The sequence below is a fragment of the Streptomyces sp. NPDC048370 genome (genome assembly GCF_043200825.1).
Lineage (GTDB): Bacteria > Actinomycetota > Actinomycetes > Streptomycetales > Streptomycetaceae > Streptomyces.
In genome coordinates, this window is the sequence record NZ_JBICYI010000002.1 from 582,145 (window position 1) to 595,170 (window position 13,026).

Genomic DNA, 13,026 nt, shown 5'->3' on the forward strand with positions numbered 1-13,026 from the left:
GTCGACTCACTTGACGGCTGGGGTCCAGTTGAGGCCCCAGCCGTACGCCTCGTCGGCGGTCTGCTGCATGGAGATGCCGGGCTCGTTGACGAGGAAGCGGGCCTCGCGCCGTACGGTCAGGTCGCCGTCCTCCTGGGTGAGGAGAGCGAGCGCGCAGGTGCGGGCCGGCACGGTGCACTCGTCGAGGGAGAACTCGATCGGCGCGCCGTCGTGCGGCTTCAGGGTCACCGTCGCGTGCAGGTCGGCGAAGTCGCTCGCGCCCGCGTAGATGACGACGAACACCAGGAGTCGGCGGAACTCGTCGGCACGGTCGAGGTTGATGGTGAGGTTCTCGCCCTCGGCGCGGGCGCCGGTGCGGTCGTCCGCGTCGAGCTGGACATACGGCGGTTCGGTCAGCGAGCCGAAGCCCTGGAGCGCCTGCACCACGCCCTTGGAGCCGTCGGCCAGTTCGTAGAGGACGCAGAGGTCGAGGTCGAGGCCACCGGAGGCATGCGGGGAAGCGGTCTCGCGGCGGCGGCCCAGGCCCCAGAATCCGGCCCGCGGTCCGACCGCCTGCCCCTCCTTCTCCGTACGCGTCTCCCAGTTGAGGTTCACCCGCATCACGCCACCGGTCGCGCCGGCGCCCTTGGTGAGGGAGACCGTCGGGGATTCCTTCGTGAGGGTGACCTTGGTGAGCCGCACGGGCGGCCCGGCGGCGACCGCTCCGCCAGGCTCCGCAGCGACGGGCTGGACCGCCCCTGGCCCGACCGCTCCCGGCTCATCGACCCCCGGCTCGTCGACCGTGATGCCGTAGTCCGTCGCGAGGCCCGCGAGGCCGGAGTCGTACCCCTGGCCCACCGCTCGGAACTTCCAGCCGCCGTCCCGTCGGTAGAGGTCCCCGAGGACGAAGGCGGTCTCGACGGTCGCGTCGGTGCTCTCGTAGCGGGCCAGTTCCGCGCCGCCTTCGGCGTCGATCACGCGGACGAAGAGTCCGGGCACGTGCCCGAAGTCGCCGCCGTCGGCGGAGGCGGCGAGGACGATCCGCTCGACCTCGGGCTCCACGCGCGCGAGGTCGACGGAGACGACGTCGGTGACGGGCCCGCCGGGGGCGTCGGGGCCGGACTTGCCCTCGTGCCGTACCGCCCCCGAGGCGTGCGCCGGTTGGTTGTAGAAAACGAAGTCCGCGTCGGAGCGCACTTTTCCCGACACGAGGAGTAGTGCCGAGGCGTCGACATCCGGCACTCCGACGCCTGAACGCCAACCCAATTCCACGCGCACACTGCGCGCCCCCACCGGAACATTGGCCCCTTTAAGCATGAACATGCTCGCCCCCAGCGTCGCTCCGCGTATCAAGATTTCTTTACGTCAACCCAATACCGGACACGCCACGCAGACGAGGGAGACCCGCGGGTAACCCCCTCCCCAGCTCGCCTTTTCAAGATCGGCGACCTATCGGCGGCCCGGAGCGCGACCGTTTTTGTCACGTTCGATCGCATTATGGATCGACGGTCACTCAGAACCCGTCAAACAACCCTCTTATCGGGCTCCCCAACCAGCACATCGTGGGCTTAACTTATGGCCATGACCTCCCCCCGCTCCACCTACGGAGGCGGTTACTACACCGCGCCGTCGTTCCCCGACACCCCGATCTACGACTCCCTGGTCGCGGAGCGGGGCACGCCTCAGATCGCCCCGATCCGAGTGCCTGCCGCGTACGACACCGGCAACAGCTACCTGCCGGCGTTGCCCGCGGCGCTGCCCGCCCTCCCGGCGGCACCGAGCCCCGCCCCCTCCTACGGCGGCGGCTCGTACGGCTATCCGCAGCCCGCGCAGCAGATGGCCCCCGTGCCGCTGCAGCACGCTCCGGCGCCGTACATCCCGCAGCAGCCCGCCGCGCCGCGCGGCTACCCCGGTGGTCATCAGCCGCAGCGTCCGGCGCCCGCCGGCTACGAGGCGATGCGCCCGGCCGCCAGGCCCGCCCCGGCCCCCGTGCAGTACCAGGACCCCTACAACCGCCCGTACCAGGGCCAGGGGTACTGACAGAGTCGAACGCGGAGCGACTGGCAGGATGTCGGCATGCCGAATCCTCGTCTGCGCTCCGTTCATGTCCACCCGGTGAAGGCGCTGCGCGGACACGCTCTCGCCGAGGCGGAGGTCCAGCCATGGGGACTGGCCGGTGACCGCCGTTGGGCCGTGGTGGACGCGTCGGGCAAGGTCGTGACCCAGCGCCGTCATCCACGGATGGCGCTGGCATCGGCCGAATCACTGCCGGGCGGCGGCATCATGCTGTCCGCCGCCGGCCACCCCACGCTGCCGGTCGAGGAACCGCGGCCGTCGACCACGATCCGGGTGGAGGTCTTCGACACCCCCGTGGAGGCGGTCCCGGCCGGCCCGGCGGCCGACGCCTGGTTGAGCGCGTTCCTGGAGACGGAGTCCCGGCTCGTCCACATGGACGACCCGGCACGTCGGCGACCCATCGATCCGCAGTACGCGCTGCCGGGCGAGACGGTGAGCTTTGCGGACGCCTATCCGCTCCTGGTCACCTCCGCCTCCTCCCTCGACGCCCTCAACGCGCTGATCGCCCAGGGGGACCACGCCCACGAGGGCCCGCTGCCGATGAACCGGTTCCGGCCGAACGTGGTCGTCGAGGGGACCGCGCCCTGGGCCGAGGACGGCTGGACACGGCTCACCATCGGCGAGGTGACGTTCCGGGTCGCCAGGGCCTGCGGCCGCTGCGTCGTGACCACGACCGACCAGTCCACGGCCGCCCGCGGCAAGGAACCCCTGCGCACGCTGGCCCGGCACCGCAAGCAGGGCACCCGGCTGATCTTCGGCCAGAACCTGGTCCCTGAGCACCCCGGCACCATCCGCGTCGGCGACGAGGTCAAGATCCTCGACTGACGGGACGATCCGCGATCGCGTCACACTTCCCCTCCCGACAGGCGGGGAACCCGCCCCCGGGGCAGACTCGTTGGGAGAACCACGGACGACGAGGGGGTGTGAGCGCGTGCGCGCAGCCACCGGAGTCTGGCGCTGGCGGCACAATCCCCTGCGCCGGAGCACCGACCTGATCGAGGCGTGGGTCGCGCTCACGGCGGCCGTACTGCTCGCCCTCGCCGTCCCCGCGGTCGGCTGGATCGCGGGCGCCGCGACCGACGCCTCCCTCCAGCGCGCGGTCCGGGCCCAGAGCCTCCAGCGGCTGCCCACGACGGCCCGGGTGATCCGGCTCTCCGACGCCCCGGCCCCCGGACTGCAGAGCCCCGAGTCCGCGGGCGATCAGCCGGCCCGTCGTTCCGTCGTCGCGCGCTGGTCGGCGCCGGACGGCACGTCCCGTACGGGCACGGTGGCGACCCGGCGGGAGCTCTCCGATCCGGGCGACACCTTCCGGCTGTGGACCGACCGCGGCGGACGGCCGGTCCAGGCGCCGATGCGACCGGAGACCGCCCACGCGCACGCGCTGGTGATCGGGCTGCTCGCGGCGAGCCTGGCGGGAGTCTTCGTGGAGGCCGTCAGGAGACTGGTCGTACGCCGACTCGTACACCGGCGGTACCAGCGACTCGACCGCGCGTGGGCCAAGGCCGGTCCCGACTGGGGCCGTACGGGCGCGGGCAGCTGACCCGTCAACCCGGCACCCCCGCGCGCGCTACGGTGGGGCATCGGATCAGCGGCGACGCATGAGGCGGGGGCAGAGCACACCCATGGCACAGGGCACGGTCCAGGTGACGCACACCGGCACTTCGCGGTGGCGGCGCCGCACGGGTGAGTACGCCTCCCTCGCCGCGGCTCTGGAAGCCGCCGGGGACGGCGACGTCCTCACCGTCGCACCCGGGACCTACCGGGAGAACCTCGTCATCCAACGCGCCGTCACCCTGCGCGGCCCCGAAGGCGGGGTCGGTTCGGTCCGGATCGCGCCCGTGGACGGCGTACCGCTGACCGTACGGGCGTCGGCGACCGTGCAGGACCTGCACGTGGAGGGGCAGGACTCCGCCGCGCCCGCGCTGCTCGTCGAGGACGGGACGCCCGAGCTGCTCGATCTGCGGATCGTGACGCGTTCGGCCGCCGGCCTCGAGGTGCGCGGCGCGGCCCGCCCCACGGTCAGGCGCTGCACCGTCGACAACCCGGCGGGCGTCGGCATCGCCGTACTCGACGGTGCGGGCGGGGTGTTCGAGGAGTGCGAGATCGTCGCGGCGGGCCAGTCCGGTGTCTCGGTGCGAGGCGGTGCGCATCCGCGTCTGGAGCGCTGCCGGGTGCACCACGCCTCCGGGGCCGGGATCAGCGTCACGGGCGAGGGCAGCGGTCTGGAGGGCGTCGGCTGCGAGGTGTACGAGATCAAGGGCACCGGTCTGCAGATCGCGGCCCGCGCGACCGCTCATCTGACGGACTCCTCCGTCCACCGAACCTCGGCCGACGGCATCACGCTCGACACGGACGCGGTCCTCACGCTCTCCGACTGCGACATCCACGACATCCCCGAGAACGCGGTCGACCTGCGCTCCCGTTCGGTACTGACGCTGACCCGCTCGACCGTGCGCCGCTTCGGCCGCAACGGGCTCTCGGTGTGGGACCCGGGCACGCGGGTCGACGCCAACCAGTGCGAGATCCACGACAGTACGGGGGACTATCCGGCGGTCTGGATCAGCGACGGGGCGACAGCCGTCCTCGACGCGTGCCGGGTGCACGACGTGCCGGACGCGCTGTTCGTGCTCGACCGGGGCTCGCGGGTGGACGTCGTCGACAGCGATCTCTCGCAGGTGCGGAACACGGCGGTCTCGGTGAGCGACGGGGCGACGGCGCAGCTCGACGACTGCCGGATCCGGGAGGCGTCGACCGGCGCCTGGTTCCGGGACCACGGCAGCGGCGGGACGCTCGGCGGGTGCACGATCGACGCCGTGCAGACCGGGGTGATCGTCACCAAGGGCGCCGATCCGACGATCGAGCGGTGCACGGTCACCTCGCCGGCCGAGGCAGGGTTCTACGTCTCGGCGGAGGGGCGGGGCTCCTTCCACGGCTGCCGGGTGACCGGGAGCGGCGGCTACGGCTTCCATGTGATGGACGGCTGCCGCACCACCCTGCGCAAGTGCCGTACGGAGCGGTGCGCGCGCGGCGGGTACGAGTTCGCGGAGGACGGGCCGGTCGCGGAGGACTGCACGAGCGACGAGAGCGGGGTGCGTCGTACGCCGGGAGCCGACACGGGGACGGTCCTGACGGCGACGGCGACGGCGGGTCTGCTCGGTACGGTGCCTGCGCCGCGCTCCCCCGTCGCCGCCGCGCCCGTGCCGGAGCCCGCACCCGAGGCCGTGGTGACGGCGCGCTCCTCGACGGACGTCCTCGGTGAACTGGACGGTCTTGTGGGCCTGGAGAGCGTGAAGCACGAGGTGCGGACGCTCACCAACATGATCGAGGTCGGCCGCAGACGGCAGGAGGCGGGGCTGAAGGCGGCATCGGTCCGCCGCCATCTGGTCTTCACCGGCAACCCGGGCACGGGAAAGACGACGGTGGCCCGGCTGTACGGCGAGATCCTGGCGTCGCTCGGGGTCCTGGAGCGCGGCCATCTGGTGGAGGTCTCCCGGGTCGACCTGGTGGGCGAGCACATCGGCTCGACGGCGATCCGTACGCAGGAGGCCTTCGACCGGGCGCGCGGCGGGGTGTTGTTCGTGGACGAGGCGTACGCGCTGTCGCCTGAGGACTCGGGGCGCGACTTCGGTCGGGAGGCGATCGACACGCTGGTGAAGCTGATGGAGGACCACCGGGACGCGGTGGTGGTGATCGTCGCCGGGTACACGCACGAGATGGAGCGGTTCCTGACCGTCAACCCCGGTGTGGCGTCACGGTTCTCACGGACCATCAGTTTCAGCGACTACGTGCCGGACGAGCTGTTGCGGATCGTGGAGCAGCAGGCGGAGGAACACGAGTACCGGCTGGCCGAAGGCACGGACGAGGCGCTGCGGAAGTACTTCACGGAGCTGCCCAAGGGCCCCGCGTTCGGCAACGGCCGTACGGCCCGGCAGACGTTCGAGTCGATGGTGGAGCGGCACGCCGGCCGGGTCGCCGTGCTCGCCGACGCGAGCACGGACGACCTGACGCTGCTCTATCCGGAGGACCTGCCCGAACTCCCTTGATCCGTGGGCCTGTCGGCGGCTCCGTCGCGAGGACGGGGCAGGGTGGGAGGCAACCGGTCGAGGAGTACGGACCGTTCGGCGGCGAAGGCCGGGTCGGCCTGGTAGTCGGAGTGGCCCAGGACCGGTTCGGGCAGCGGGTGTTCGGGGGTACGGCCGTAGACGACCGGGTCGAGCAGCGCGGCGCGGTCCACGGCCGGCTTGTCCCCGGCGGCGGGCACCCGGACGGGCCCGCCTATCGGGTCGGTCGGGCGGTGGAGGTTGCTCCAGCAGTGGATCGTGCGGTGGAGGGCGCGCAGCGGTCCTGGCCCGAAGTAGGCCGGGAACCAACGCCCGTAGAGCCGCTCCAGCGGAGAGCCGTACGTCAGCAGCGCGACGCGGCCGCGGGTGGCGGGCGGCAGCTGCCAGACGGCGGCCGCGGCGAGCACACTGCCCTGGGAGTGGCCGGAGATGACGAGCCGGCCGCCGGTGTGCCGGGTCCATGAGCTCATGCGCCAGGTGAGGTCGGGCACGGCCCGTTCGGCGTAGCAGGGCGGGGCGAAGGGGTGCGCGGCGCGCGGCCAGAACGTACCGACGTCCCAGAGGATGCCGATCGTACGGCGGGCCGAGGCGTCCTTGTAGGCGCGGCGGCCCCAGGTGACGAAGAGCAGGAAGCCGAAGCCGATCATCCAGGAGCCGAGGGACTGGGCGGTTTCGGCGGCGGAGGCGATCGCCGGGTGGGCGCCGCCGAAGGCCCGGCCCGGGACGTTGCCGCTGGCCCAGGCACCGGCCACGGAACCGGCGCCGAGCAGCAGGGTGGCGCCCGAGACGGTACCGACGAGCGCGGGGGCGGCATCGGTGAGGGACGCGGTCGCGCGCGCCGCGGCGATCCGTCCGGTACGCACCGGATCCGGCTCCTCCGTACCGTAGTCGGCCTCGACGACGGGTCCGAGGCGGCGGGCGGCGCGGGCGGTCCGTACGGCGAGGACCGCGGCCGGGCCGAGCAGCATGAGGAGCAGGACCGGGATGACGGACGCCTGCCAGCTGAGCAGCACGGGTGGGGCGATGGCCGAGCCCGCGCCCATGCCGGGCGTCGCGGGCCCGTCGAGCCAGTCGGCGACGCGCTGGGCGACGCCGCCCGACATCACGCCGCCCAGCGCGCAGGCGAGCATCGCGACGGCGGGGCCGCCGAGGCCGTGGAGCGCGGTGCGGGCGTCGCCGCCGGGGCGGTGGAGCAGGACGGCGACCACGCCGAGTGCCACGACGAGTCCGCCCTGGGCGAGCGTCAGGACGCCGAAGGTGGCGTTGCCGGGGAGCGTTCCGGCGGAGTGCCAGTCGGGGCGGGACCAGCCGGTGTGCAGGACGGCGAGGGCGAGGAGGATCAGGGAGGAGGCGGGCAGCCAGGAGACGAGGGCCCGTTCGAGGCGCAGGTCGAGGCGCTTCTCGCTGCGGCCCCGGCGGCAGACGACCCAGAGGACGACGGCACCGAGGACGATGTAGGCCGACTGGAGGGACCGGGCGAGGAGGTCGAGCAGGGCGCTCTGGGCCTCCCTGTCGTGCCGGGCGGCGGCCCCGGTGAGAGCGGCGGCTACGGTCAGGAATCCGGCGGCGGTGTGCGCGGCGCGCAGCCGGGCGACGAGCCGCCTGCCGTACCAGAACCCGGGGCGCCCGAGTGCGGGACGGACCTCGACGGCGGAGTCGGCCGGGCCCTCGGGCGGGTCCGGGGCCGACTCCGCCGTCGCGTTCTCGGTCGTGTGCGGGGCCGCGTCCCCGGTCTTCGCGTGCCGGTCCGGGGGCTCGGGCGCCTTCTCGGCCGGGGGTTCAGGTGCGTTCTCGTCGTAGCCGGTGGGCGGGCGTTGGGCCTCGTACGCGCTCCACGTCCGGTTGGAGAGGTACCAGAGCAGGCCGACCAGCGCGGCCGGGACGACGGCGGCGAGCGCGAGCCGGCGGCCCGGCTGGGACCACCAGCCGCCGCGCTCGGCCGAGAGGAAGCCGAGCCAGGAGCGGTCCTCCGCGCAGGCGGCCGAGCCGGCGCACTGCCAGGCCGTGAGGTCGAGAGCGACCTCGCAGGCGGCGGCGGTGAGCAGCACGGTGAGGGTGAGGGCCACGAGCCGCACCACCGTCCCGTACAGCCGGACCAGTCGCGGGTGCCCCTTGGCCGGCGGGCGCATCCAGTGGGCGAGGTTGGCGACCATGAACGGCAGGAGCAGCAGCCACAGGGCGCGGGCGCCGTTGCCGGAGGTGAGGTTGGACCAGACGTACGCCTCCGGGACCGGTCGTTCGGCGTAGCGCTCGGGATGGTCCTCCGCGTCGGCGTCGTCGACGCGCCGGTGCATGGCGGCGGTGGTGTCGCCGGTGATCCGTACCGTGCGCGGATCGTCCAGCATGTCCTGCGGGGTGGCTCCGCCGACACCGTGGACGAGGAGTTCGAGCGCCGCGCCGCCGCTCTTGGGGGCGCGAGAGGCAGGGGGCACTTCGGTGCCTCACTCTCTGGGTGGGAGGATTCGACGGCAGGCAGACAGGTAGGACATCAGGATCGCGGAAGGCCGTGCGCAGGTGCAGGGTCTCTCACGGAATCCGCCCTCCATTCCCCCAGTTCCCTTCGGAAGGACCGGCCCCGGTGGTGAGCGACCATCAGAATCTCCTCGCGGAGCAGCGGCGCGCCCTCATTCTGGACGAGGTGCGACGGCGCGGAGGTGTACGGGTCAACGAGCTGACGCGACGGCTCAACGTCTCGGACATGACCATCCGCCGGGACCTGGACGTCCTGGCGCGCCAGGGTGTCGTCGCGAAGGTGCACGGCGGTGCCGTACCGGTGGCCGAGACGAGTTCGCACGAGCCGGGTTTCGAGGCGAAGTCGGCGCTGGAACTGGGCGCGAAGGAGGAGATCGCCCGGACGGCGGCGCGGATGGTGGCGCCGGGTTCGGCGATCGCGCTGTCGGGCGGTACGACGACGTTCGCGCTGGCCGGTCATCTCGTGGACGTACCGGATCTGACGGTGGTGACCAATTCGGTGCGGGTCGCCGATGTCTTCCACACGGCCCAGCAGGCCGGTGCGGCGCGCGAGGGGCGGCCGGGGGCGGCGACGGTGGTGCTGACGGGCGGGGTGCGGACGCCGTCGGACGCGCTGGTGGGTCCTGTGGCCGATCAGGCGATCCGCTCGCTCCACTTCGACGTGCTGTTCCTCGGGGTGCACGGGATCTCGGTGGAGGCGGGGCTCTCGACGCCGAATCTGGCGGAGGCGGAGACGAACCGGCGATTGATGCGTTCGGCCCGTCGCGTGGTGGTGGTCGCGGACCACACCAAGTGGGGGACGGTGGGGCTGGGTTCGTTCGGTCGGCTCGACGAGGTGGACACCGTGGTGACGGACGCGGGTCTGTCGCCGCAGACCCGTGAGGAGATGGCGGAACATCTGCCGGGTCTGGTGGTGGCGGGCGAGGAGGAGTGAGCCTCTTCCGCGTCGAGCGCCGTTCGGGGTTGCCGGTCGAGGAGGTGTGGCGGCGGCTCACCGACTTCACCGCGCACGGCCGCCTGGTGCCGCTCACCCGGTCCCGCATGCTCTCCCCCGGGCCGACGCGGGTGGGGACCCGGTTCGTGGCTCGGACCGGGATCGGGCGGTTCGCCGTGGACGACCCGATGGAGGTGGTCGTCTGGGAGCCGCCCACGCCGGGGCAGCCGGGACAGCCGGGGCGGTGTCGGCTTGAGAAGCGTGGGCGCGTGGTGCTCGGCCATGCCGTGATCGAGGTGTACGCGGCTCAGGGCGGCGGCACCCGTGCGGTGTGGGTGGAGGAGCTGCGGGTGCGCGGGGTGCCGGGTGCGCTCGATCCCGTACTGGCCCTGGCCGGGCGGCGGTTGTTCGGCCGGGCGATGGACGGACTGCTCCTGCCGTCCTGACGACCCCTGGGCAACTGACGGTTCGTCAGCTAGGGTGGGCGGTCCTCGCGTCCACGCCTCGGGAGGGACGGTCCATGGCTCGCCGACTCAGGCTCGTGGAGCTCGACTTCGCCACGAGCGCACCCGTACGACTGGCGTTCTCCGCCGAGTTGGCGGCTCCGCCGTCGGCCGTGTTCCGGTCGCTGGCGGTGGAACTGGGCTCCATGCCCTCCTGGTTCACCGCGGTCACCTCCGCGACCCCGACCGGCGACGGCGCGGGTCGCACGGTCCGGCTGCGCGGTGGGGTCGTGTTCCAGGAGACGATCCTCGCCCACGACCCCGACACCCGCTACGCGTACCGCGTCGACGAGACCAACGCGCCGGGCGTCAGCGCCCTCGTCGAGGACTGGGCCCTCTCCCCCACGGGAACGGGGACCCGGGTCCGCTGGACGATGGCGGTCGACGGCGGCGCGCCGTGCCGGCTCGCGGTGCGCCTGGCCCGTCCCGGCGTGGGCAGGTCCTTCCGCGACGCGATGCGCCGGCTCGACCGGCGGCTCACTCCGGCCAGACACCCGTCGCCAGGAGGCGGTCGATAGCGGCGGCGTAGGGCGCGATGTCGAGGCCCTGCTCCGCCAGCCAGGTGTCGGAGTAGTACTTGTCCAGGTAGCGGTCGCCCGGGTCGCAGATCAGGGTCACGACACTGCCGGTGCGGCCCTGTTCGACCATCTCGGCGACGATCTTCAGCGCGCTCCACAGGCCCGTACCGGTGGAGCCGCCCGCCTTGCGGCCGATCGCGGCCTCCAGGGCGCGGACGGCGGCGACGCTCGCGGCGTCCGGGACCTTCATCATCCGGTCGATGGCGCCGGGCACGAAGCTGGGTTCCATCCGGGGGCGGCCGATGCCCTCGATGCGCGAGCCGCAGTCGGCGGTCGCGCCCGGGTCGTTGTTGGTCCAGCCGTCGAAGAAGCAGGAGTTCTCGGGGTCGGCGACGCAGATACGGGTGTCGTGCTGCATGTAGTGGACGTAGCGGGCGATCGTCGCGGACGTACCACCGGTACCGGCGGTGGCGACGATCCACGCGGGCTCGGGGTAGCGCTCCAACCTCAGCTGCTGGTACATCGATTCGGCGATGTTGTTGTTGCCCCGCCAGTCGGTGGCCCGCTCCGCGTAGGTGAACTGGTCCATGTAGTGCCCGCCGGTCCGCTCGGCGAGGGCCGCGGACTCCTCGTAGATCGCGCCGGAGTCGTCGACGAAGTGACACTGCCCGCCGTGGAACTCGATCAGCCGACACTTCTCCGCGCTCGTGGTGCGGGGCATCACGGCGATGAACGGGACGCCGATCAGCTTCGCGAAGTACGCCTCGGAGACGGCCGTCGAACCGCTGGAGGCCTCGATCACGGGCTTGCCCGGCCGGATCCAGCCGTTGCAGAGGCCGTAGAGGAAGAGGGAGCGGGCGAGGCGGTGCTTGAGGCTGCCGGTGGGGTGGGTCGACTCGTCCTTGAGGTAGAGGTCGATCCCCCAGGACTCGGGGAGCGGGAAGCGCAGCAGGTGGGTGTCGGCCGAGCGGTTGGCGTCCGCCTGCACCTTGCGGACCGCCTCCTTCAGCCAGGCGCGGTACGCCGGGTCGCTCCGGTCGACGTCGACGGTCGCGGCCGCGGCTCGCGCCGTGTTCTCCGTGGTGCTCATTCGTCCTTCTCCTCGTCCGGCCCAGCTTGTCCCCCACTGCCGACGATAACTCCCTCACCTGCACAAACGTTCGCTTTGGGGGTCCATAGGAGTCCCTTGGACGGGGCCGCGCACGCCCTCGCGGGGAGGGGCGGGCGACCGGCTCCGCTCGCCAGAGCGCTATGTCCCTCTTGCCCGGATATCCTGGGGAGCGTGATCGAGTCTGCACGGCCGCGGCTCCGTCGGCGCTACGGCCGGGGGAGGCTTGTACGGCTGTCGCCGGTCATTCTGACCGTCGTGATCGCCAGCCTGGCCTACGCCACTCCGCCGGAGATGGCCTTCAGCCGCCTCCTGCCCGCGGCACCGGCTCTGGCCGCCTCCATGTGGCCGGTCCTGCCCACCGTCCTGCTCGGGACGGTCTGCCTCCTGCTGATGATCGGCCTCAGCCTCGTCTTCCCCGACCTGGGAACGTGGTGGACGGCCGCGGGGATCATCGCGGTCACCGTGGCCGCCGCGTACGGAAGCCACGTCCGGCTCCAGCGGGAGCGCACCCTCTTCCAGGTACGGCTCGTCGCCGACGCGGCGCAGCAGGTGGTCCTGAGCCCCATGCCCCGCCGCTTCCGGAACGTCGAGATCGAGTCGCTGTACCTCGCGGCCGCGGCGGAGGCCCGCATCGGCGGGGACTTCTACGAGGTGGTCGACACGCCCTACGGGGTCAGGCTGCTCATCGGTGACGTACGGGGAAAGGGCCTGCCCGCGGTCGGGGCGGCCGCGGCGATCGTCAACGCCTTCCGGGAGGCCGCCTACGACGAGCCCGACCTGGTCGTCGTCGCGCGCCGGCTGGACGCCAGCAGCACCCGCTACAACGCCGCCTTTCCCCCCGAAGGGCCGATGGAGCGCTTCGCCACCGCCCTTCTCGTCGAGATCCCGCGCGAGGGCAGACGTATCGACATCCTCAACTGCGGACACCCCCCGCCCCTGCTCCTGAACCGTGACGAACTCCGTCTCCTCGAGCCCGCCAGCCCTTCGCCGCTGCTCAGCCTCGCGGGGCTGATCGGCGATCACTACACCGTCGACACCTTCGACTTCACCCCCGGCGACCTCCTGCTCCTCTACACCGACGGGATCGCCGAGACCCGCGCCCGCAACGGCGAGTTCTTCCCGCTGGCGGGGTGGATGCGCCGACAGCCCCCGACACCGCCCCGCGAACTCCTCACGGCCCTCCACCGCGACCTCCTGCACTACAGCCGAGGCCGGCTCGACGACGACATCGCCGCCCTCGCCGTACGCCTGGGTGAGACCGGCGGCACGGAGCCCCGGTGAGCGTCCCGCGACACTCGCCACAAGGGCCTCTGGTGCGGCCGCGGTCCGCCCGGCACACTGGACGGGACAACCGACGCGAAGGGGGCGGAGC

General features: G+C 72.6%; 11 protein-coding genes. 8 read left to right on the top strand and 3 right to left on the bottom strand.

Annotated features, from left to right (window positions below; all coding sequences use genetic code 11):
• Positions 1-6 precede the first annotated feature (6 nt).
• Positions 7-1,296, bottom strand: coding sequence for a TerD family protein (locus ACGFYP_RS06280; RefSeq protein WP_393487508.1), 1,290 nt, complete (start codon positions 1,294-1,296; stop codon positions 7-9).
• 264 nt (positions 1,297-1,560) lie between these two features.
• On the opposite strand from ACGFYP_RS06280, the gene ACGFYP_RS06285 reads away from it, so the two are divergent.
• From ACGFYP_RS06285 to ACGFYP_RS06300, 4 genes are all read left to right on the top strand, one after another.
• Positions 1,561-2,019: a DUF6643 family protein gene (locus tag ACGFYP_RS06285; protein WP_393486981.1), complete on the top strand. Its 459-nt coding sequence runs from the start codon at positions 1,561-1,563 to the stop codon at positions 2,017-2,019.
• A gap of 36 nt (positions 2,020-2,055) precedes the next feature.
• On the top strand, positions 2,056-2,880 hold the full coding sequence (locus ACGFYP_RS06290) for an MOSC domain-containing protein (RefSeq protein ID WP_393486983.1): 825 nt from the start codon (positions 2,056-2,058) through the stop codon (positions 2,878-2,880).
• A gap of 106 nt (positions 2,881-2,986) precedes the next feature.
• The gene (locus ACGFYP_RS06295; RefSeq protein WP_393486985.1) at positions 2,987-3,595 is read left to right on the top strand and encodes a hypothetical protein; all 609 of its coding nucleotides are present in this window, start codon (positions 2,987-2,989) and stop codon (positions 3,593-3,595) included.
• A gap of 82 nt (positions 3,596-3,677) precedes the next feature.
• A complete protein-coding gene (locus ACGFYP_RS06300) occupies positions 3,678-6,098 on the top strand; it encodes a right-handed parallel beta-helix repeat-containing protein (RefSeq protein WP_393486987.1) in 2,421 nt (806 codons plus the stop codon).
• On the opposite strand, the gene ACGFYP_RS06305 is transcribed toward ACGFYP_RS06300, so the two are convergent.
• Positions 6,068-8,548 carry a hypothetical protein gene (locus ACGFYP_RS06305; protein ID WP_393486989.1) on the bottom strand — a complete coding sequence of 827 codons (2,481 nt, stop codon included), beginning with the start codon at positions 8,546-8,548 and terminating at the stop codon, positions 6,068-6,070. The genes ACGFYP_RS06300 and ACGFYP_RS06305 overlap by 31 nt on opposite strands.
• A gap of 149 nt (positions 8,549-8,697) precedes the next feature.
• Between ACGFYP_RS06305 and ACGFYP_RS06310 the strand changes: the two genes are divergently transcribed.
• The 3 genes from ACGFYP_RS06310 (at position 8,698) to ACGFYP_RS06320 (ending at position 10,543) form a co-directional block, all read left to right on the top strand.
• Positions 8,698-9,522 carry a DeoR/GlpR family DNA-binding transcription regulator gene (locus ACGFYP_RS06310; protein ID WP_393486991.1) on the top strand — a complete coding sequence of 275 codons (825 nt, stop codon included), beginning with the start codon at positions 8,698-8,700 and terminating at the stop codon, positions 9,520-9,522.
• On the top strand, positions 9,519-9,968 hold the full coding sequence (locus tag ACGFYP_RS06315) for an SRPBCC family protein (protein ID WP_393486994.1): 450 nt from the start codon (positions 9,519-9,521) through the stop codon (positions 9,966-9,968). Before ACGFYP_RS06310 ends, ACGFYP_RS06315 begins: the two co-directional genes overlap by 4 nt.
• Before the next feature lie 74 nt (positions 9,969-10,042).
• The gene (locus tag ACGFYP_RS06320; RefSeq protein ID WP_393486996.1) at positions 10,043-10,543 is read left to right on the top strand and encodes an SRPBCC family protein; all 501 of its coding nucleotides are present in this window, start codon (positions 10,043-10,045) and stop codon (positions 10,541-10,543) included.
• Here the strand turns inward: ACGFYP_RS06320 and ACGFYP_RS06325 are convergent.
• The gene (locus tag ACGFYP_RS06325) at positions 10,503-11,633 is read right to left on the bottom strand and encodes a PLP-dependent cysteine synthase family protein (RefSeq protein ID WP_393486999.1); all 1,131 of its coding nucleotides are present in this window, start codon (positions 11,631-11,633) and stop codon (positions 10,503-10,505) included. The genes ACGFYP_RS06320 and ACGFYP_RS06325 overlap by 41 nt on opposite strands.
• 192 nt (positions 11,634-11,825) lie before the next feature.
• On the opposite strand from ACGFYP_RS06325, the gene ACGFYP_RS06330 reads away from it, so the two are divergent.
• Entirely contained in the window at positions 11,826-12,935 is a 1,110-nt protein-coding gene (locus ACGFYP_RS06330; RefSeq protein WP_393487001.1) for a PP2C family protein-serine/threonine phosphatase, read from the top strand.
• Positions 12,936-13,026: the final 91 nt, after the last annotated feature.

Bases quoted from the DNA above. Each gene is read 5' to 3' on its own strand.
- ACGFYP_RS06280 (WP_393487508.1), bottom strand. From the start codon at position 1,296: ATGCTTAAAGGGGCCAATGTTCCGGTGGGGGCGCGCAGTGTGCGCGTG.
- ACGFYP_RS06285 (WP_393486981.1), top strand. From the start codon at position 1,561: ATGACCTCCCCCCGCTCCACCTACGGAGGCGGTTACTACACCGCGCCG.
- ACGFYP_RS06290 (WP_393486983.1), top strand. From the start codon at position 2,056: ATGCCGAATCCTCGTCTGCGCTCCGTTCATGTCCACCCGGTGAAGGCG.
- ACGFYP_RS06300 (WP_393486987.1), top strand. From the start codon at position 3,678: ATGGCACAGGGCACGGTCCAGGTGACGCACACCGGCACTTCGCGGTGG.
- ACGFYP_RS06320 (WP_393486996.1), top strand. From the start codon at position 10,043: ATGGCTCGCCGACTCAGGCTCGTGGAGCTCGACTTCGCCACGAGCGCA.
- ACGFYP_RS06325 (WP_393486999.1), bottom strand. From the start codon at position 11,633: ATGAGCACCACGGAGAACACGGCGCGAGCCGCGGCCGCGACCGTCGAC.